The organism is Streptomyces sp. MI02-7b (genome assembly GCF_033793585.1).
Taxonomy (GTDB): Bacteria; Actinomycetota; Actinomycetes; order Streptomycetales; family Streptomycetaceae; genus Actinacidiphila.
Map to the genome: position 1 here is coordinate 1 of NZ_JARAWX010000041.1, position 20,352 is coordinate 20,352.

The following is a 20,352-nucleotide window of genomic DNA, read 5'->3' on the forward strand; positions in this document are numbered from 1 at the left end:
GCGGGACGCCGTGCGGCGGCCGGAGCCGGCCGCGGCGCGGCGGTCCGTACCCTGACCGCCGCCGGTGCCCGTGCCGGTCCCGGCGGCGGTCGTGCCGCCACCGCTGCGGCGCCGGCGGCTGGGCCGCTTGCCGGGCTCGGAGGTGCGCGGGGCCGGAGCGGCCGGCTGCGGCACCTCGATGGTGATGGCCACGCCGGACGGCTCACGGGCACCGGTGATGGTGGCCAGTGCCGCGTCGCCGGAGGTCACCCGTGCCGTACGGGGGCGGATGCCCGCGTCCGACATCAGCCGGGTGACGTCCCGCTTCTGCTCGGGCAGGACCAGCGTGACCACGCTGCCGGAGCCGCCGGCGCGGGCCGTGCGGCCGCCCCGGTGGAGGTAGTCCTTGTGGTCGGTCGGGGGATCGACGTTCACGACCAGGTCGAGGTCGTCGACGTGTATGCCGCGGGCCGCGACGTTCGTGGCGACCAGCGCGGTGACCAGACCGGTCTTGAACTGCTCCAGGGTGCGGTTGCGCTGCGGCTGGGAGCGCCCGCCGTGCAGTGCCGCCGCGCGGACGCCGACGGACAGGAGCCGCTTGGCGAGCCGGTCGGCGGCCCTCTTGGTGTCGATGAAGAGGATGACCCGGCCGTCGCGTGCCGCGATGCGCGTGGTGACGGCCTTCTTGTCGGTCTCGTCCAGGACGTGGAGCACGTGGTGCTCCATGGTGGTCACCGCGCCCGCGGACGGGTCCACGGAGTGCACCACGGGGTCGGTCAGGAACCGCTGCACCAGCCGGTCGATGTTGCCGTCCAGGGTGGCCGAGAACAGCATCCGCTGCCCGTCGGGCCGCACGCGCTCGATCAGCTTGGTGATCTGCGGCATGAAGCCCATGTCGGTCATCTGGTCGGCCTCGTCCAGCACCGTGATGCGGACGTCCCCGAGCAGGCAGGCGCCCTGCTCCACCAGGTCGTTGAGCCGGCCGGGGGTGGCCACGAGGACCTCGACGCCGCGCTTGAGCGTGGCGGCCTGCTTGGTCATGGACAGCCCGCCGACCACCGTGGTCAGCCGGAGGTTCACGGCCGTCGCGTACGGGGTCAGCGCGTCCGTCACCTGCTGGGCGAGCTCACGGGTGGGCACCAGGACCAGGGCGAGCGGTGCCTTGGGCTCCGCGCGCAGTCCGGCCGTACGGGCCAGCAGCGCGAGCCCGAAGGCGAGGGTCTTGCCGGAGCCGGTGCGTCCGCGTCCGAGCAGGTCGCGGCCGGCGAGCGAGTTGGGCAGCGTGGCGGCCTGGATGGGGAAGGGGTCGGTCACGCCCTGCGCGGTGAGGGTCTTCAGCAGCCCCGCGGGCATGTCGAGGGCCGCGAAGTCCTCGACGGGGGGAAGCGCGGGCGTCGTGCTCTCCGGCAGCCGGAACTCGCGCGGCGGCGCCGCGGACGGTGCGGGCGACGACGTGCGCCGGGTCGGCTTCTGGGGCCTGCGGGACATGCGGTTACTGCCTTCCTGGAACCAGCGCAAACCGGGGTCCGCACCGAAACGGTGCGGACCCCGGTGAACAGATACGCGTCCGGCGATCAGGCGGGGACGATGTTCTCCGCCTGCGGGCCCTTCTGGCCCTGCGTGACGTCGAACGAGACCCGCTGGCCCTCCTGGAGCTCACGGAAGCCCTGGGTCGCGATGTTCGAGTAGTGGGCGAAGACGTCGGGGCCGCCGCCGTCCTGCTCAATGAAGCCGAAACCCTTTTCGGCGTTGAACCACTTCACGGTTCCCTGTGCCATGACGCTCTCCTTCTGTAGGCAGAGGCCCCATCCGGAGATGCCGGTAGAACAAATAATGCGCCTGAAGGAGAAGTTTCCCGTCAGGCGCACATAGATCCATGGGTACCACAACTGCAACTTCGAGAACCCTAGCACAGCGCGGTCACCGGCCCGCCGCTCCCCCGGTGCCCGCCGCCTGTGAGCCCGCCCACAGCGGCCGCCGGTGCGGGGGCCGGTCCGGGTCCGGACCGGCCCCGCACGGTCAGCGCAGCAGCCGCACCGCGGCCACCACCAGGGGGTCCAGGCCCTCCGCGCCGGTGTCGACGCAACGGAAGAGCCGGGCGCGCATGCGCGGGTCCCAGAACCTGCCGATGTGGCCCGCGACGGCCTCGGCGGCCTGCGCACCCGGCAGGTGCACGAGGTTCGCGGCGATGTCGTTGGCCATCCGTCGCTCCGACGGCACTCCCGCCGCCATCTCAGTCCCCCACCGTGAGCAGGCCGGGCCCGGCGGGCTCGGCCTGCCCGGCGTCCCCGGCGGACTCGGACCGCGGCGGCCGCGCCAGCCCCACCTGCACGGCGGTCACCTTGTACTCCGGGCAGTTGGTCGCCCAGTCCGAGTTCTCGGTGGTCACCACGTTGGCGCCGGTCACCGGGTGGTGGAACGTGGTGTAGACGACCCCGGTCGGCATGCGGTCGGAGATCTCCGCACGCAGTGTCGTCTGCCCCACACGGCTGGCCAGCGTCACCATGTCGCCGTCGGTGATGCCGCGGACCTCGGCGTCGTGCGGGTGCAGTTCCAGGACGTCCTCGGGGTGCCAGGCGACGTTGCCGGTGCGGCGGGTCTGCGCCCCGACGTTGTACTGGCTCAGGATCCGGCCCGTGGTCAGGACCAGCGGGAAGCGCCGGGTGCTGCGCTCGCTCGTCGGCACGAAGGTGGTGACCACGAACCTGCCCTTGCCCCGGACGAACTCGTCCACGTGCATGATCGGCGTGCCTTCCGGGGCCGCCTCGTTGCACGGCCACTGGACGCTGCCGAGCTTGTCCAGCACCTCGAAGGAGACACCGGTGAAGGTGGGCGTCACCGCGGCGATCTCGTCCATGATCCGGCTCGGGTGGTCGTACGCCATGGGGTAGCCCATGGCCGTGGCGATCTCGCTCACGATCTGCCACTCGTGCTTGCCCGTCTTCGGCTTCATCACCGCGCGCACCCGGTTGATCCGGCGTTCGGCGTTGGTGAAGGTGCCGTCCTTCTCCAGGAAGGAGGCGCCGGGCAGGAAGACGTGCGCGAACTTGGCCGTCTCGTTGAGGAACAGGTCCTGGACGACGACCAGTTCCATGGCCTCCAGCGCGGCCGTGACGTGCTTCAGGTTGGGGTCGGACTGGGCGATGTCCTCGCCGTGGACGAACAGGCCGCGGAAGGTGCCGTCGATCGCCGCGTCGAACATGTTGGGAATCCGCAGCCCGGGCTCGGCGAGCAGGGTGCCGCCCCACAGGTTCTCGAACACCTTGCGCACCGCGTCGTCGGAGACGTGCCGGTAGCCGGGCAGTTCGTGCGGGAACGAGCCCATGTCGCAGGAGCCCTGCACGTTGTTCTGGCCGCGCAGCGGGTTCACGCCGACGCCGTCGCGGCCGAGGTTGCCGCACGCCATCGCGAGGTTGGCCATCCCCATGACCATGGTCGAGCCCTGGCTGTGCTCGGTGACACCGAGACCGTAGTAGATGGCCCCGTTGGGCGCCTGCGCGTACAGCCGCGCCGCGGCGCGCAGTTCCTCCGCCGGCACGCCGCAGATCTCCTCGGCCGCCTCCGGGCTGTTCTCCGGGCGGGCGATGAACTCCGCCCACGCGTCGAAGTCCTCGCAGCGCTCGTCCACGAAGGCCCGGTCGACCAGGCCCTCGGTCACCACCACGTGCGCCATGGCGTTGACGACGGCCACGTTCGTGCTCGGCCTGAGCTGGAGGTGGTGCTCGGCCTCGATGTGCGGGGAGCGCACCAGGTCGATGCGGCGCGGGTCGACCACGATGAGCTTCGCGCCCTCGCGCAGCCGGCGCTTCATCCGCGAGGCGAACACCGGGTGGCCGTCGGTGGGGTTGGCGCCGATCACCATGATCACGTCGGCTTCGGCCACCGAGCGGAAGTCCTGGGTGCCCGCCGACTCGCCGAAGGTCTGCTTGAGCCCGTACCCCGTCGGGGAGTGGCAGACCCGGGCGCAGGTGTCGACGTTGTTGTTGCCGAAGGCGGCGCGCACCATCTTCTGGACGACGTAGACCTCCTCGTTGGTGCAGCGCGAGGAGGTGATGGCGCCGATCGAGCCCGGTCCGTACCGCTGCTGGAGCTCGCGCATCCGGCGGGCGACGGTGCCGATCGCCTCGTCCCACTCGACCTCCCGCCACGGGTCGGTGATCCTCTCGCGCACCATGGGCTTGAGCACCCGGTCCGGGTGCGAGGCGTATCCGAAGGCGAAGCGGCCCTTCACGCAGGAGTGGCCCTCGTTCGCCCCGCCGTCCTTGTACGGGACCATCCGCACCAGTTCGTCGCCGCGCAGCTCCGCCTTGAACGAGCAGCCGACGCCGCAGTACGCGCAGGTGGTGACCACCGACCGGGTCGGCATGCCGAGTTCGACCACCGACTTCTCCTGGAGGGTGGAGGTCGGGCAGGCCTGCACGCAGGCCCCGCAGGAGACGCACTCGGACTCCATGAAGGTCTCGCCCGCGCCCGCGGAGACCTTGGAGTCGAAGCCGCGCCCCTCGATGGTCAGCGCGAAGGTGCCCTGCACCTCGCCGCAGGCGCGGACGCAGCGGGAGCAGGCGATGCACTTGGACGCGTCGAAGTCGAAGTACGGGTTGGAGGTGTCCTTCTCGGCGTCGAGGTGGTTCTCGCCCTCGTAGCCGTAGCGGACCTGCCGCAGTCCGACCACGCCGGCCATGTCCTGCAGTTCGCAGTCGCCGTTGGCCGGGCAGGTGAGGCAGTCCAGCGGGTGGTCGGAGATGTAGAGCTCCATGACGCCCTGGCGGAGCTTCTCCACCTTCGGGGTCTGGGTGCTCACCTTCATCCCGTCCGCCACCGGCGTGGTGCAGGACGCGGGCGTGCCCCGGCGGCCGTCGATCTCCACCACGCACAGCCGGCAGGAGCCGAACGGCTCCAGGCTGTCGGTGGCGCAGAGTTTGGGGATGTCGATGCCGGCGAGCGCGGCGGCGCGCATCACCGAGGTGCCCTCCGGCACCGCCACCGGCAGCCCGTCGACCTCCACCGACACCGTCGCCGCGCCGGGCCGCTCGGGTGTGCCGAAGTCGGGTTCCTTGAGAAGTGTCATGCCGTGCCCTCCGTCCTGGCCCCACTGGACTGCCGGTGCCGGCTCCCCGGGCCGGCGTCACGCGCGAGGAAGTCGTCGGGGAAATGGGCGATGGCGCTGCGCACCGGCATGGGCGTCAGGCCGCCCATCGCGCACAGCGAGCCATCGGTCATCAGCTCGCACAGGTCCTCCAGCAGGGCGAGGTTCTCGTCCCGCTGCTGACCGGCCACGATCTTGTCGATCACTTCGACGCCGCGGACCGAGCCCACCCGGCAGGGGGTGCACTTGCCGCAGGACTCCTCGGCGCAGAACTCCATCGCGAAGCGGGCCTGCGCGGCCATGTCGACACTGTCGTCGAAGACCACGATGCCGCCGTGGCCCAGCATGGCGCCGGCCGCCGCGAAGGCCTCGTAGTCCATCGGCAGGTCGAACATCGTCGCCGGCAGGTAGGCGCCGAGCGGCCCGCCGACCTGCACGGTGCGCACCGGGCGCCCGGAGAACGTCCCGCCGCCGTAGTCCTCGACGAGCTCGCGCAGGGTGATGCCGAAGGCGGTCTCCACGATGCCGCCGCGCGCGATGTTGCCGCCGAGCTGGAACACCTGGGTGCCGCGCGACCGGTCGACGCCGAGTTCCTGGTACGCCTTCGCGCCGTGCGACAGGACGACGGGGACGGTGGCGAGGGTGAGGACGTTGTTGACGACGGTCGGCTTGCCGAACAGGCCCTCGATCGCCGGGATCGGCGGCTTGGCGCGGACGGTGCCGCGCTTGCCCTCCAGGCTCTCCAGCATCGAGGTCTCCTCGCCGCAGATGTACGCGCCCGCGCCGACCCGCACGTGCAGGTCGAAGTCGAGCGAGGAGCCGAGGATGCCCTTGCCGAGCCATCCCCGCTCGCGCGCGATGTCGATGGCCGCGCGCACCGTGGCCACCGCGTCGGGGTACTCCGAGCGGATGTAGAGGTAGCCCTCGCGCGCGCCGACGGCGTGCGCGGCGATCGTCATGCCCTCGATGAGCATGAACGGGTCGCCCTCCATGACCATGCGGTCGGCGAAGGTGCCGCTGTCGCCCTCGTCGGCGTTGCAGCAGACGAACTTCAGCTCGTCGTCGCAGCCGAGGACGGTCTTCCACTTGATACCGGCGGGGAATCCCGCGCCGCCGCGGCCGCGCAGCCCGGAGTCGGTGACCTCGGTGACCACGTCCTCGGGGGCCAGTGCCAGCGCCGCGCGCAGCCCTTCCAGTCCGCCGTGCGCGAGGTAGTCCTCGGCGGACAGGGGGTCGGTCACGCCGATCCTGGCGAAGGTGACCCGCGTCTGCCGGGCCAGCCAGGGCAGTTCGTCGACGATGCCGAGACGCAGCGGATGGTCGGCGCCCTCCAGCATGCCCGCGCTCAGCAGGCTCTCGACGTCGGAGGGGGCGATCGGCCCGTAGCCGACGCGGCCGGCGGGTGTGACCACCTCGACCAGCGGCTCCAGCCAGAGCATGCCGCGCGAGCCGTTGCGCACCACCTCCACGGGCAGTTCGCGGTCGGCGGCGGCCTGGCGCAGCGCGTCCGCGACCTCGTCCGCGCCGACGGACCTGGCGGCCGAGTCGCGCGGGACGTACACCGTCACGGCGGAGTCCGATGAGTGCTGTGTCATGAGACCGTCCCCTTGAGGATCGCGCCCAGCCGGGCGGTGTCCACTCGTCCGTACAGCCGGCCGTTCACCTCGGCGGAGGGTCCCAGGGCGCAGTTGCCGAGGCAGAAGACCTGCTCGACGGTCACCGAGCCGTCGGCGGTCGTGCCGCCCGGCTGCAGCCCGGCTTCACGGGCGTAGTCCATCAGGTCCTCGGCGCCCAGGGCCTGGCACGCCTCGGCGCGGCAGATCCGCACGGTGGTCCGCCCCGCGGGCTCACGGCGGAAGTCGTGGTAGAAGGTCACCACTCCGTGGACGTCCGCCCGGGAGAGGTTGAGCTCGTCCGCGAGCACCGCCACGGCCTCCTGCGGCACGCAGCCCAACTCGGCCTGGACGGCGTGCAGTATGGGCAGCAGCGGCCCCCTGTGCTCCCGGTGGTCGGCCGCGACCGTCCGGACCACCTGCTCGACGGACGCGGCCGTACCTCCCGCGCTCCCCGGCGTCATGACCGCTCCGCCTTCGTGGCGCGCGGGAAACCGGACGCGGGATGTTCAACTGCCGTCCGACACCTTCGGTACACACACATTCGGGCCCCTTGACCTCTCCTGCGGATGCGCGGGGTCCGTGACCGACGTACAGAGCCGCTTCGGTTTTCAGGCGGTGCTGGCGGTACTCCTAGGACAATAACGCATACAAGCTTCTGCATACAGAATGCCGTCGCACTTTTGTCGGCCCGATGGAGCGACCGCCGACGCGGCCGCACCCGCCACCGGCACGCCGCCGCACACCGGCGGCAGATGCCATGTTGCATACCAAAACCTGTATACTGAGGCGTTGCCGCCGTCATCGCTTCTCGGCGGAATCCGCTGGCAGAGCCGTCGGCCCATCAGGCTCGCCGGCAGAACGGGGAAACGATGCGCGAGGCCCTGACGGCGGCGGCCACCCACCGCGTCGCCCGCCCTGCACCGCTGCGCCAGGCCGTCCACGACGCGCTGATCGAGCTCATCATCAACGGCACGCTCACCCCCGGCCAGCACCTGGTCGAGGCCGAACTCGCCGAACACCTCGGCGTCAGCCGCCAACCCGTACGCGAAGCCCTCCAACGCCTCCAGACCGACGGCTGGGTCGACCTCCGCCCCGCCCAAGGCGCCTTCGTCCACGCCCCCACCCAGGAAGAAGCCGCCCAACTCCTCAGCGTCCGCGCCGTCCTGGAGACCTACTCGGCCGAACTCGCCGCCCGGAACGCCACACCCGCCGACGTCGAACGTCTCTGGGAGCTGCACCAGGACGGCGTCGACGCCCTCGCCGGCGGCGACGTCGAGCGTCTGGTCACGGCCAACATCGCGCTGCACGCCTTCATCACCTCCGTGGCGGGCAATGCCGTACTGGCCGAACTCATCTCGCAGGTGAGCCGGAAGGTGCGCTGGTACTACACGCCCATCGCCAAGCCCCGCGGCAAGGAGGCCTGGAACGAGCACGCGCAGCTCATCAGGGCCATCGCCAAGGGCGACGCCGGCCGCGCGAGCGAGATCATGCGCAAGCACACCATGCGCACCGGCGAGTACCGCACGGCGGTCGCCGCGAAGGCCGGCCGGGAGGGCTGACCGCGGTCACCCGCACACCGCGGCCCCCGGTTCAGGACGACGCGAGGGAGCCGACGGGACGGTCGGCGCAGTCCCGGGAGGCGACGGCCACCGAGGGGTGGACGGCGTCCGTGCCGATGGCGGCCCGCAGTTCCAGCAGCCACGGCACGACGGTGCGCAGCACGATGCCGAGCCCTTCCCCGTCCTCCCCCAGCATCGCATCGGCGGGGACCAGGACCGGGTCGGCGGCCACGGTCGAGGTGGCACTGCCGTACGGTCCCGTCCCGTCCGTCCGGGCGGGGACGAACAGGTCGGGCGCGTGCGCGGGGACCGTCCACAGCGTCAGGCCGTCCTCCGCGGCGAGCGGCCGGGACGACCAGACGTAGCTGTCGGCCTCCCCCGCGGAGACCACCTCACGCTTGCGGGCCCGCAGGGCGACCACGTCGCCGGTGCGGGAGGCCGTGGAGAGCGGAGCCCACTCCCCGGGGACGCCTTCGGTCAGGGCGAGGCTGCCCAGGTGGCGGCCGGCGGCGATCTCGCCCCGGAGCCAGGGGCTGCCGTACGCCTCGATGACGGCGACCGCCGCGTAGTGCGACTGGAGCACGGCCGCGGTGGCCGGGCAGGCACCGGCGGTCCTGGCCACCACCTCGGCGGCGTCCGGCAGGCCCAGCCCGCCGCCGCCGAGGTCCGCGGCGACGGTGAGTCCGAGCAGCCCGGCCCGGCCGAGGGCCGTCACCGAGGCGCGCGGGAACCTCCCTTCGCCGCCGGTCCGCTCGGCGGAGGGTTCGATGACGCTGCTCAGGACGTAGGAGAAAGCGGCGTGGTACGACACGGGGTGCTCCCCTCGGGAGTGGTGACCGGTCCGCTGTCGGCCGGTGGGAGTGCGGGAGAGTCGTGGTTCCTGGGCGTACGGGGCCGGTCCGCGCGGGCGATCACCCGCGCCGGCCGGCCCCGCCGCCGTGCGCGCCGGCCGTCTGCCGGGGCTGCCGTCCCGCAGGCCCCGGCCGGTTGCCGTCCGCAGGCCCGCGCGCACGTCCGGTCAGGGCTGCGCGTCGGCCCCGGGGTCGATCTCCCGCAGCAGCCCCGTCGTCACGTCGAACACAAAGCCGCGCACGTCGCCGGTGTGCGGCAGGAACGGCGACGTGCGCACCCGCCGCATCGACTGCCGGACGTCCTGGTCGACATCCTGGAACGCCTCCACGGCCCAGGCGGGACGCTGCCCGACCTCCCGCTCCAGTTCGTGGCGGAAGTCCTCGGTCAGGCTCTCCAGGCCGCAGCCGGTGTGGTGGACGAGTACCACGCTGCGGGTGCCGAGCGCCCGCTGACTGATCGTCAGTGAGCGGATCGCGTCGTCGGTGACGACACCGCCCGCGTTGCGGATGGTGTGGCAGTCGCCCAGTTCGAGGCCGAGGGCGGCGTGCAGATCGATGCGCGCGTCCATGCAGGCCACGACGGCCACCCCCAGGACGGGGCGGGCCCCCATGCCCGGATCGGTGAATCCCTCGGCGTACTTCCGGTTGGACTCCACGAGGCGGTCGATGACCGTCTGCGTACCGGTCCGCGCGGGGCCGTGCGTCGACGTCGGCATGGGGCTACCTCATTCCGGTGGGCGGAGGCGAAGGGACCCGTGCCGCGGTACCCGACGGTTCGAGCCGGACCACGACTCCCTTCGATGTCGGGGTGTTGCTGATGTCGGCCACGCTGTCCAGCGGCACCAGGACGTTGGTCTCCGGGTAGTACGCCGCGGCGGATCCCGGGGTCGTGGGGTAGGGGACCACCCGGAAGTCCCGGGCGCGGCGTTCCACCCCGTCGTGCCACACGCTCACCAGGTCGACGCGGTCACGGTCGGCGAGGCCGAGGGCCTCCAGGTCGACGGGGTTCACCAGGACGACGCGGCGGCCTGCGTGGATGCCTCGGTAGCGGTCGTTCATCGCGTACGGGACGGTGTTCCATTGGTCGTGCGAGCGCAGCGTCTGCAGGACGAGGTGCCGCTCGGGGGCCTGGACCATGGTGAAGTCGTTGCACGTGAAGACCGCCTTGCCGCTCGGGGTGGGGAACGTCCCGTGGTTGACCGGGTTCGGCAGCAGGAAGCCGCCCGGCTCGGCCGCCCGTGCGTTGTAGTCGTGGAAGCCGGGCACGACCCGGGAGATCCGGTCCCGGACGGCGCCGTAGTCCGCCTCGAACGCCGCCCAGGGCAGGGACGGGGAGTCGCCGAGGGTCCGGGCGGCCAGCCGGGAGATGATCGCCACCTCGCTGAGCAGCGTGCCGGAGGCGGGCTCCAGCCGGCCGCGCGAGGCGTGCACCTGGCTCATCGAGTCCTCGACGGTGACGAACTGCTCGACGCCGCCCTGGACGTCCCGGTCGCTGCGGCCGAGCGTCGGCAGGATCAGCGCCGTGTCGCCGCAGACCGTGTGGGAGCGGTTGAGTTTGGTCGAGATGTGCGCGGTGAGCCGGCACGTCCGCAGCGCAGCCTCGGTCAGGTCGCTGTCGGGGGCGGCCCGGACGAAGTTGCCCGCGACGCCCACGAAGACCCTGGCCCGGCCGTCGCGCATGGCCCTGATGGAGTCCACGGTGTCCCAGCCGTGCCGGGTGGGCGGGGTGAAGCCGAACTCCCGCTCCAGCGCGTCCAGGAACGCCTGCGGCATCCGCTCCCAGATCCCCATGGTGCGGTCGCCCTGCACATTGCTGTGGCCGCGCACGGGGCACACGCCCGCTCCCGGCCTGCCGATGTTCCCGCGCAGCATCAGGAAGTTGACGACCTCGCGGATGGTGGGCACGCCGTGCTTGTGCTGGGTCAGGCCCATCGCCCAGCAGACGATGACGCTGCGGCTGCGCAGCACCCGCTCGTGCAGCTGCTCGATCTCCTCGCGGGTCAGCCCGGTGGCCTTGCGGACGTCGTCCCAGTCGGTCTTGCGGGCGTGCCGGGCGAACTCGGCGAAACCGGTGGAGTGGGTGTCGATGAACTCGTGGTCCAGCACGGTCCCCGGCGCGGCGTCCTCGGCCTCCAGCAGCAGCAGGTTCAGCGCCTGGAACAGGGCGAGGTCGCCGCCGGGCCGGATCTGCAGGAACTGGTCGGCGACCGTCGTCCCGCGCCCGACGATGCCGCGCGCCTTCTGGGGGTGCTTGAACCGCATCAGCCCGGCCTCGGGCAGCGGGTTGACGGCGACGACCTGGCCGCCGGCGCGCTTGGTCTCCTCCAGCGCGGAGAGCATCCGGGGGTGGTTGGTGCCCGGGTTCTGGCCCACGACGAGGACCAGGTCGCTGCGGTGGATGTCGTCGAGGGACACGCTGCCCTTGCCGATGCCCAGGGTCTCGTTGAGCGCGGAGCCGCTGGACTCGTGGCACATGTTGCTGCAGTCGGGCAGGTTGTTGGTGCCGTAGGCCCGGGCGAAGAGCTGGAGGAGGAACGCGGCCTCGTTGCCGACCCGGCCCGAGGTGTAGAAGACGGCCTCGTCCGGGGAGTCCAGTGCGCGCAGTTCGCCGGCGAGCAGGTCGAGGGCGCCGTCCCAGCCGATCGGCTCGTAGTGGTCCGAGCCGGGCCGCTTGACCATGGGCTCGGTGAGCCGGCCCTGCTGGTTGAGCCAGTAGTCGGACTTGCCGTCCAGCTCGGATATCGAGTGCTCGCGGAAGAAGTCCGCGGTGACCCGGCGCGAGGTGGCCTCGTCGCTGATGTGCTTGGCGCCGTTCTCGCAGTACTCCTGCAGGTGCCGGTGCTTCGGGTCCGGCTCCGGCCAGGCGCAGCCCGGGCAGTCGAAGCCCTTGGCCTGGTTGATGTTCAGCAGGGTCAGCGCCGTCCGCCGGACGGTGGTCTGGCCCAGGGAGTACTGGAGCGCGTGCGTGACGGCGGGCAGTCCGGTCGCCCAGGTCTTGGGCGGGGTCACCTCCAGATGGTCGTCGGTGGGGTCCTCGATCGTGCTCATCGTCTGGCCTGTGCCTTTCTGCTGCTGCCCCGGTACCGGCGGATCGCGGTGGCCGTCAGATCACGCCCTGCGCCCTGAGCTGCGGTAGTTCGTCTTCGTGGATGCCGAGTTCGTGGTGGTAGATGTCGTGGTTGTGTTCGCCGAGGAGGGGGGAGCGGTGGATGGTGGTGGGTGAGTCGGAGAGTTTGAGCGGGTTGCCGACGGTGGTGTAGGTGCCGCGTTCGGGGTGGGGGACGTCCACGACGATGTCGTTGGCGCGGAGGCTGGGGTCCTCGATGATCTCTTTGGTGGACAGGATGGGTCCGCAGGGGATGTTGTGGGCGTTGAGGTGGTGCAGGACCTGCCATTTGGGGAGGGTGGTGGTCCATTCCTCGATGAGTTGGAACATTTTGGTGAGTTTGGGGAGGCGGGCTTCGGGGGTGGCCCATTCGGGGTCGTGGGCGAGTTCGGGGCGGCCGATGAGTTCGGCGATGGGGGCCCAGCCGGTGGGTTGGACGATGACGTAGACGTAGTCGTTGGGTCCGCCGGGCGCGCATTTGACGGCCCAGCCGGGTTGTCCGCCGCCGGAGGCGTTGCCGGAGCGGGGGACTTCGTCGGCCGAGGCGGTGTCCTGGGCGTTGGGGTATTCGGCCAGGGGGCCGTGGGTGAGGCGTTGCTGGTCGCGGAGTTTGACGCGGCACAGGTTGAGGACGGCGTGCTGCATGGCGACCTGCACGCGTTGGCCGCGGCCGGTGTGGGTGCGTTGGAACAGGGCGGCCAGGATGCCGGCGACGGCGTGGATGCCGGTGCCGGAGTCGCCGATCTGGGCGCCGGTGGCAAGGGGTGGTCCGCCGTCGAAGCCGGTGGTGGCCATGGAGCCGCCCATGGCCTGGGCGACGACCTCGTAGGCCTTGAAGTCGGTGTAGGGGCCGTCGCCGAAGCCCTTGATGGAGGCGTAGACGATCCGTGGGTTGATGGACCGGATGTGTTCCCAGGTGAAGCCCATCCGGTCGATCGCGCCCGGGGCGAAGTTCTCCACCATCACGTCGCTGCGGGCGATCAGCTCGGTCAGCAGTTCCTTGCCGCGTGGTGTCTTGGTGTTCAAGGTGATGCTCCGCTTGTTCGCGTTGAGCATCGTGAAGTACAGGCTGTCCACACCCGGCAGGTCCCGCAGCTGACCGCGGGTGATGTCACCCCCCGGCGCCTCCAGCTTGACCACGTCCGCACCCAGCCACGCCAGCAACTGCGTCGCCGACGGCCCCGACTGCACATGCGTCATGTCCAGCACACGAACACCCTCAAGAGCCCTGCTCACAGCTGCCCCCATTCACGCGTCCACCGATCGACCGACTGACTGAGCGGCTCCACACTGTAGATTGCATACCGTATGGAGTTGTCTTCATGGTCGCGGCAGCCGCGATGGATGTCCAGGGGGCGCCGGGAAAGATTTCCCGTCCGAGTCGGCCGTCACCCGATTTCCCCCGTTATCGCCCCTTTCGCCCGCCCTGCCGGGTTTCCCGTGGGGATCTGCTCTCCTGGGGAAGCCCGGACGGCAGGTTCCGGATCCTGGACGTCACCGACGCGGCGCACCCCGTGGCGCTGTCCGCTCCGGTCGGCGGCTCGAAGGGGACGTGGGCGAGCTCGAGTTTCAGCCCCGACGGCCGGACCCTGGCGCTCGGCACCGTCCCGCAACCGGGCGGCACCGCCGGCGGCAACGTGCAGTTGCGGGACGTCGCCGACCCCCGGCGTCCGCGGCGGCTGACCACCGTGACGTCCGTGACCCAGCAGGGCGTCGCCTCCGTCGCCTTGAGCCCGGACGGCACGACCCCGGCGGTCTCCGGCGGCACTACCGCCGGAGACCTCCCGCTCGCACTGGCCTTCCGGCCCGGCTTGCCGCTGCTGGCCACCGGGGACAGCGGCTGCGGGACGTGTCGTCGGCCGCCCGGCCGGTGGAGGTCCGCGGCCGGGCCCCCGCCGGGCAGGCCGAGCCGGTCGCGGCGCCGGCCTTCGACGCCCGGGGGCACACCCTGATCGCGGCCGGGCTGGTGCTGCAGGGGGGCTTCACGGGCGGGCTGCGCGCGGGGGACGTCTCCGACCCGGGCCGTCCCGTCGCCCTGGGCGGCGAACTGCCGGGTGAGACCCTGCCGGTCAAGGCGCTGGCCGCGGCGCCGTCGGGAACCCGGGTGTACAGCGGCAGCGCCTTCGGCTTCGTCCGCACGTGGGACGTGCGCGACGGCACTCCTCCCCTCCTGCGCGGCGGCTCCCCCACCCTGCGGGTGGTCTTCGCGCTCGCCGTCGGCCGCCCGATGGTCTGGGGCGGCATGGTCACCGGTGTCGGCTTCGCGCCGCGGGACGGCTGCTCGCGAGCGGCGACGCCGTCGGGCGGATCCGGCTGCGGGACACCACCGGCCCCGGCCGCCCGGCCGCCTACGGCCTGCCGGTGACCGGCCATGCGGGCTCGGTCCAGATCCTGGCGTTCCGCCCGTCGCAGGGAGTGCTGACCACCGGCGGCGCCGACGGCTCCGTACGGCTGTGGCAGACCGACAGGGGCCGCGCCCGCGCCGTGCTGTGCGCGGCCACCGGCAGCGCGCCGACCCCCTGGCTGTGGCGGCAGTACGTCTCCCCGGACCTGCCCTACGACCCGCCGTGCGCCGCCCGCCGCTGACCGCCGGATCGGCCGCGGCGCGGCGGCCGCCTCAGTTTCCCGGGATCGCCATCTCCAGCCAGACCGTCTTGCCGCGCCCGTTCGGGGAGCTGTTCCACGCGCTGGTGAGGGCGTCCACCAGGTAGAGGCCCCGTCCGGACTCCGCCTGGGAACTGCCCTCCTCGGTCAGGGAGAACGCCGAGGGCACGGGCGGGTCGCTGTCGGAGTCCCGGACCTCCATGCGGATGTTGTCGCCGAAGGCGCGCAGCCGCACGTCGACGTCGCTGCCGGCGTGGATGAGCGCGTTGGTCACGACCTCGGAGGCGACGAGCTGGAGGTCCTCCGACATCTCCTCCAGGCCCCAGGCGCGCAGCGAGTCCTCCACGAAGCCCCGGGCGGCCTTGACGCCCAGCAGGTCGTGCTCCTGGAGGTGCAGGTGTCCCGTCCGCGACACGTCCCGGACGTCGGCGCCCTCGAAACGGGCCAGGAGCAGTACCGCGTCGTCGCGACGGTGATGGAATCCCGGCATCCCTGCGACGACGCGGTCGGCGAGCTCTTCGAGGTTGTCTCCCGCCGCGCGGTCGCCGGTGCGGAACAGGGTGGCCGCGGCGGCGGTGGGGTCCGGCGCACGCGCGTCCACCAGTCCGTCCGAGTACAGCATGAGCACCGACCCCGGGGCGACGGTGTGCTCCCGCCCGCGCCGGCAGGCGGGGACGGGGACACCGAGGGGCACGTTGGGGGGCGCCTCCAGGACGGTGACGCCCGCGTCCGGCCCCATGACGAGGGGTGGCGGATGACCCGCGAGGGCCACCTCGGCCACCCCGTCGGTGGTGTCGAGGGCGACCACGCAGCAGGTGGCGAGCAGATCGGTCCCCAGGCGGGCGAGCAGTGCGCCGGTCCGGTCGATGATCGCCGCGGGCCGGTGTCCCTCGGTCGCGTAGGCCACCACCGCACCGCGCAGCTGACCCATGAGGGCCGCGCTCTCGATTCCGTGGCCCTCCACGTCGCCCACCACCAGTACGACACGACGGCCCGGCAGTTCGATCACGTCGTACCAGTCACCGCCGACCTCGGACGTGGACGTGGCGGGCTCGTAGCGGGCGGTGGTCGTCAGCTGGGGCGATTCCGAGAGCACGGGCGGAAGCAGCCTCTTCTGCAGGCTTTCGGCGACCGCGTGCCGCTCGCGGCCCAGTTCCACCCGTTCGACGGCCGGCCCCATGGAGCCCGCCATCATCGACAGAACGGCCCGCTCCTCGGGCGAGAAGCGGCGGGGGCCGCCGAACTCCAGACAGCACACACCGACCACGTTGTCCTTCCCGATGTAGGGGAGGTCGATGACGTGCCGGTTGCCGACGAGGGGCAGGTAGGCCGCGGAGGGGGCCCCGTCGTCGGGGGGAAGGGGTCCGGCCGCGAGAGGGGTGCAGCGGCCGGAGACGACCAGCGCGCGCCGCCGGACCGCCTCCGCCGCGGGCTCCCTGGTGTGCAGACCGCTGCCGTGGAGAGTGCGGGCCAGGTCCGAGGAGACGCCGCTGTGCCCGACGACCCAGAGCCGGCCCCGGCCGGCGGCCGCCAGCACCAGGGCCCTGGCCTGGAACGGGACCATGACGCAGAACCGCGCCGCCCCGACGACCTGCTCCATGGTCGTGGCCTGGTTGAGCATGTCGGACAGCCGCCGCAAGGGGTACATCATGCTCATGCCCGCGGATCCGGCGACGCCGCGCACCCCCCACAGGACGTCGCCGGCTGCCTCGTCCACCGTCTCGGCACGACCGACGCGGTCGATGGGGACCAGTACAGGCATGTGCCCCGGCACGATCGCCGTGCCGTGCCCGGCGAGCGCGCGGAGGGTCTGCGCGAGCCGGTCGCCGAGCCCGGCCAGCCGCGCGCGGTCGGTGTCGTCGTAACCGCCCTGGGTCTCCGGACGGAGGACGGCCAGCGCGCCGAGGCGCAGGCCGTCGGCGACGAGCGGGGCCGCGGCGACGGCGTAGGGGTAGTTCGGCAGGTCCAGCAGATCGTCGGTCCGGGGGTCCGGGTCGGTCAGGACCACGACCGCGCCGGCCGCCAGGGCCCGTGCGGAGGCGTAGGGGGCGTCCGGCGCCATGCGTCCCGGGAGGGTGAACACCGGGGGTGAGCAGCCGCCGATCATGGCCGCCTTGAGTTCGCCGCTGTCCTCGTCCAGGAAGTACACGGCGGCCGCGATGGCCTCCAACCGGTCCACGGCTTCGCGGAGCGCGCGGTAGAGCACCGCCGCCAGATCGCCGCCCAGGACACGAGCGGGGACGATTTCGCGGTCGTGGCCTGCGACTGTCCGGCTGCTCATCACGGATGTTTCCTGTCCGTTGGCAGTGTACGTGAGGTTTCTACCCACATGTCCGTGTTCGTCACCCCGGGCGATCGGGCCACCCCATGCCGGGCCGCTGCTCGAATCGCCTCAACTGGAGGGCAATCCCACCGAAGTTCCCACCGCCCGGGTGCCCTCGCGGGGGCCCGACTTGTACCGTATAGGCCCTGGCTCAGGTTGTTGGGTCGGAGACAACCGATCGTACGTCCAGGCGCAGGGCCCCGTTCAGGCCGGCGTCATCTCCATACCCCCAGATATCGGCTAACCCGCAGATCACGGGGGTCGTTCAGTACTTCTGCAAGGCGGGTGATGGTGTGCGCGCGACGCACGGACTGCGTGTGCTCTCGGTCTATGAGGGCTTCTTCTCCGGTGGGGCCCGGATCCTGCACAGCGACGTCGTCCTCGGACTGCGCGAGGGCGGCCAGCACCACAGTGTGCTCAGCATGCACGGCGAGGTGCACCGCGAGGCCACCCGCCAGCCGATGGAGGACGACGCCTGCTACCGGTCGCTGACCGCCGCCGGCGTGGAAATCACCTCCCTGGGCCGCAGTTTCGCCCCGGCCGGAGGCCCGAAGGCCTTCACCGGCCCGGAACTGGCCACGACGGCGAGGGCGACGGCGGCCGCCGACGTCATCCTGTCCCTCAAGGAACAGCCTCTGGAACTGCTCAATCAGGCGGGCCTGCCGCTGCGGCCCGTCGTGGTCTGCCTGCACCGCTCCGATCCGGAGAACCAGGGCCCCGCCCTGGACGAGCTGAAGGCCGCCGTCGCCGGCGGCAGGATCGCGGCCTGCGTCTGCTGCGCGGAGTCCACGCGCGTCGCGTACGAGGCCGCCGGGATCCCCGGCGAACTGCTGCACGTCATCCCGAACGGCGTGGACCTGCTGCGCTTCCGGCCCGACCCGGCGCGCCGGGTCCTGCTGCGGGCCGCACTGGGCATCCCGGACGCCGCGCCGGTGGTCGTCTTCGCCGCGCGGTACGCCACGATGAAGAACGTGCCGCTGCTCCTGCGGGCCGCGCAGGCGTGGCTGCGGCGCGAACCCGGCGGCCACGTGCTGATGTGCGGCGCGGGCATGACCGAGGCCAACCTCGCGTTGCGCGCGGACATCGAGGCGGCCTTCGACGACGGGGCGCACCTTCCCCGCGGGCTCCACCTGCTCGGTGTGCGGGGTGACATGGAGACCGTGTACGCGGCCTCGGACGTGGTGGCCCTGACGTCCTCCTCGGGGGAGGCGGCGCCGCTGTGCCTGATCGAGGGCATGATGTGCGGCGCGATCCCGGTCGCCACGGACGTCGGTGACACCGCCGCCATTGTGGCGGGCCACGGCATCATCACACCGCAGGACCCCGAGGCGATCATGTCCGCCTGGGTCGAGGCCCTCGACCGCCGGGCGGAATTCACCGCCTCGCTGACCCTCAGCCGCGAGCGCTTCAGCCGCACCCGCATGATCGCCGCGTACGCCGCGCTCCTCGACCGCGTGCACCACGGGGTGGGCGCCGCGCCACTGCCGGAGGCGCTCTGAGGCGCCCGCCGGGCGTGGGGGCCGCTACGCTCCGCAGCGCCGCGGGCAGCCGGGACACCGGCTGTGCCGTGGCGCCCGGACCGCGTGGCGCCCCCACGCAGGCAGGCGAGCCTGCCAGCCCCGGGAACGCACGAATGCCGACCGGGATCGCTCCCAGCCGGCACTTTCGTTCCCTGCGACTGCTGTGTCCGAGGGGGGACTTGAACCCCCACGCCCGATAAAGGGCACTAGCACCTCAAGCTAGCGCGTCTGCCATTCCGCCACCCGGACCGGGTGTCCGACCGCGGGGCATCCCCGCGGCGACATGGACAACGATACCAAGGATTCGGGACCGGTTTCACCTGCGTATCCCGGGGAACGCGAGTGCGGCACCGTACGCCGCCGGCGCGGGCCGGAGAGCGTACGGCGCCGCGAGAACGCGGGCGTCGCGTCTCACATGCGACGGACCTCGCGCAGCGCACCACGGCGCGTGTAGAGGAATCCGCGCAGCGCCTCGGTGTGGGGCAGTTGCGCGCTGTCACCGAGGCGGGCCATGCACGTGAGCAGGTCCTCGGCCGGGTCGATCAGTGCCGTGCAGTCCTCGTGGTGCACCAGCACGATCTCACGGGTGCCCTCCTGCAGCTGGCTCAGCCGGAGCGAGCGGAGGGTGTCGTCGGTGACGCACCCGCCCGCGTTGCGGATCACATGGGCGTCGCCCGGGCGCAGGCCGAACATCGTCTCGACGCCGAGCCGGGCGTCCATGCAGGCAACGATGGCGACCCGGGTCTGCGGCTCGCGCTTCCTCGGGTCGAGAGGCGCGAGGGCGGCCCCGACGTCGTGACGGCGGACCAGCAGGTCCTCGGTGCCGGTCATCACAGCAGCCCGCGGACGAGGAGCGCGGTCTCCGAGGGCGTGCTGCCGACGGCGACCCCGGCGGCTTCGAGGGCCTTCTTCTTGGCCCGGGCGGTGCCCGCCGAGCCGGAGACGATGGCGCCGGCATGCCCCATGGTCCTGCCCTCGGGGGCGGTGAAACCCGCGACGTAGCCGACCACGGGCTTGGTGACCAGGCGCGAGATGTAGGAGGCGGCGCGCTCCTCGGCGTCGCCGCCGATCTCGCCGATCATCACGATGAGGTCGGTGTCGGGATCGTCCTGGAAGGCGCGCAGGCAGTCGATGTGGGTGGTGCCGATCACGGGGTCGCCTCCGATGCCGACGGCGGTGGAGAAACCGAGGTCGCGCAGCTCGTACATCAGCTGGTAGGTCAGCGTGCCGGACTTGGAGACCAGTCCGATGCGTCCCGCGGTGGTGATGTCGGCCGGGATGATCCCCGCGTTGGACTGCCCGGGGCTGATCAGGCCGGGGCAGTTGGGGCCGATGACGCGGGTCCCGGCGGCGTTGGCGCGGGCGCGGAAGGCGACGGTGTCGTGGACCGGGACGCCCTCGGTGATGACGACGACGAGAGGGGTCCCCGCGTCGGCCGCCTCGTCCACGGCGGCGCGGACGAAGGGCGGCGGGACGAAGACGACGCTGACGTCCGCGCCCGTGGCGCCGATCGCCTCCTTGACCGACCCGAAGACCGGGACGATGCGCCCGTCGAACTCCACCTGGGTACCGGCCTTCCGCGGGTTGACGCCGCCGACGACGTCGGTGCCCGAGGCGAGCATGCGCCGGGTGTGCTGCATGCCCTGCGAGCCGGTCATGCCCTGGACGATCACCTTGCTGGTGCGGTCGATGAAGATGGCCATCGCGA

The 20,352-nt window shown here is 72.1% G+C and carries 17 protein-coding genes and 1 tRNA gene; 4 read left to right on the forward strand and 14 right to left on the reverse strand.

What is annotated here, in order from left to right; all coding sequences use genetic code 11:
* The 6 genes from PV364_RS38440 to PV364_RS38465 form a co-directional block, all read right to left on the reverse strand.
* Positions 1-1,467, reverse strand: a 1,467-nt coding sequence (locus PV364_RS38440) for a DEAD/DEAH box helicase (RefSeq protein WP_319665581.1), incomplete at its 3' end; no start/stop codon positions are given.
* An 86-nt stretch (positions 1,468-1,553) separates the two neighbouring features.
* A complete protein-coding gene (locus PV364_RS38445) occupies positions 1,554-1,757 on the reverse strand; it encodes a cold-shock protein (RefSeq protein ID WP_030069301.1) in 204 nt (67 codons plus the stop codon).
* 241 nt (positions 1,758-1,998) lie between these two features.
* Positions 1,999-2,181: a formate dehydrogenase subunit delta gene (locus PV364_RS38450; protein ID WP_319665582.1), complete on the reverse strand. Its 183-nt coding sequence runs from the start codon at positions 2,179-2,181 to the stop codon at positions 1,999-2,001.
* Between the two features lie 31 nt (positions 2,182-2,212).
* Positions 2,213-5,047, reverse strand: coding sequence for a formate dehydrogenase subunit alpha (fdhF, locus tag PV364_RS38455; protein ID WP_319665583.1), 2,835 nt, complete (start codon positions 5,045-5,047; stop codon positions 2,213-2,215).
* Positions 5,044-6,660: an NADH-quinone oxidoreductase subunit NuoF gene (locus PV364_RS38460; RefSeq protein WP_319665584.1), complete on the reverse strand. Its 1,617-nt coding sequence runs from the start codon at positions 6,658-6,660 to the stop codon at positions 5,044-5,046. The genes fdhF and PV364_RS38460 overlap by 4 nt, the downstream gene beginning before the upstream one ends.
* A complete protein-coding gene (locus tag PV364_RS38465; RefSeq protein WP_319665585.1) occupies positions 6,657-7,142 on the reverse strand; it encodes a formate dehydrogenase subunit gamma in 486 nt (161 codons plus the stop codon). The genes PV364_RS38460 and PV364_RS38465 overlap by 4 nt, the downstream gene beginning before the upstream one ends.
* Positions 7,143-7,550: 408 nt before the next feature.
* On the opposite strand from PV364_RS38465, the gene PV364_RS38470 reads away from it, so the two are divergent.
* On the forward strand, positions 7,551-8,240 hold the full coding sequence (locus tag PV364_RS38470) for a GntR family transcriptional regulator (protein WP_319665586.1): 690 nt from the start codon (positions 7,551-7,553) through the stop codon (positions 8,238-8,240).
* Positions 8,241-8,271: 31 nt separating this feature from the next.
* Here the strand turns inward: PV364_RS38470 and PV364_RS38475 are convergent, their stop codons facing one another.
* From PV364_RS38475 to frc, 4 genes are all read right to left on the reverse strand, one after another.
* Entirely contained in the window at positions 8,272-9,051 is a 780-nt protein-coding gene (locus PV364_RS38475; RefSeq protein WP_319665587.1) for an acyl-CoA dehydrogenase family protein, read from the reverse strand.
* A gap of 207 nt (positions 9,052-9,258) precedes the next feature.
* A complete protein-coding gene (locus tag PV364_RS38480) occupies positions 9,259-9,807 on the reverse strand; it encodes a carbonic anhydrase (protein ID WP_319665588.1) in 549 nt (182 codons plus the stop codon).
* Between the two features lie 4 nt (positions 9,808-9,811).
* Positions 9,812-12,139 (reverse strand): FdhF/YdeP family oxidoreductase, encoded by a 2,328-nt coding sequence (locus PV364_RS38485; RefSeq protein WP_319665589.1) that lies wholly within the window; start codon positions 12,137-12,139, stop codon positions 9,812-9,814.
* Between the two features lie 55 nt (positions 12,140-12,194).
* Entirely contained in the window at positions 12,195-13,445 is a 1,251-nt protein-coding gene (gene frc, locus PV364_RS38490; protein ID WP_319665590.1) for a formyl-CoA transferase, read from the reverse strand.
* A gap of 601 nt (positions 13,446-14,046) precedes the next feature.
* Between frc and PV364_RS38495 the strand changes: the two genes are divergently transcribed.
* Both PV364_RS38495 and PV364_RS38500 read left to right on the forward strand, forming a co-directional pair.
* A complete protein-coding gene (locus tag PV364_RS38495) occupies positions 14,047-14,562 on the forward strand; it encodes a hypothetical protein (protein WP_319665591.1) in 516 nt (171 codons plus the stop codon).
* Positions 14,559-14,783, forward strand: a complete 225-nt coding sequence (locus tag PV364_RS38500) for a hypothetical protein (RefSeq protein WP_319665592.1) — start codon at positions 14,559-14,561, stop codon at positions 14,781-14,783. Before PV364_RS38495 ends, PV364_RS38500 begins: the two co-directional genes overlap by 4 nt.
* A 31-nt stretch (positions 14,784-14,814) precedes the next feature.
* Here PV364_RS38500 and PV364_RS38505 read toward each other — a convergent pair whose 3' ends face one another.
* Positions 14,815-17,082, reverse strand: a complete 2,268-nt coding sequence (locus PV364_RS38505; protein WP_319665593.1) for a SpoIIE family protein phosphatase — start codon at positions 17,080-17,082, stop codon at positions 14,815-14,817.
* A gap of 335 nt (positions 17,083-17,417) precedes the next feature.
* Here PV364_RS38505 and PV364_RS38510 point away from each other — a divergent pair, with 335 nt between their 5' ends.
* Positions 17,418-18,623, forward strand: coding sequence for a glycosyltransferase (locus tag PV364_RS38510; protein ID WP_319665594.1), 1,206 nt, complete (start codon positions 17,418-17,420; stop codon positions 18,621-18,623).
* Positions 18,624-18,808: 185 nt separating this feature from the next.
* On the opposite strand, the gene PV364_RS38515 is transcribed toward PV364_RS38510, so the two are convergent.
* The 3 genes from PV364_RS38515 to sucD all read right to left on the reverse strand — a co-directional run bounded on the left by PV364_RS38515 (position 18,809) and on the right by sucD (position 20,347).
* Positions 18,809-18,893 (reverse strand) — tRNA-Leu (locus tag PV364_RS38515).
* Between the two features lie 162 nt (positions 18,894-19,055).
* Entirely contained in the window at positions 19,056-19,475 is a 420-nt protein-coding gene (locus tag PV364_RS38520) for a carbonic anhydrase (protein WP_319665595.1), read from the reverse strand.
* The gene (gene sucD, locus PV364_RS38525; RefSeq protein WP_319665596.1) at positions 19,475-20,347 is read right to left on the reverse strand and encodes a succinate--CoA ligase subunit alpha; all 873 of its coding nucleotides are present in this window, start codon (positions 20,345-20,347) and stop codon (positions 19,475-19,477) included. Before sucD ends, PV364_RS38520 begins: the two co-directional genes overlap by 1 nt.
* Between the last annotated feature and the right edge of the window lie 5 nt (positions 20,348-20,352).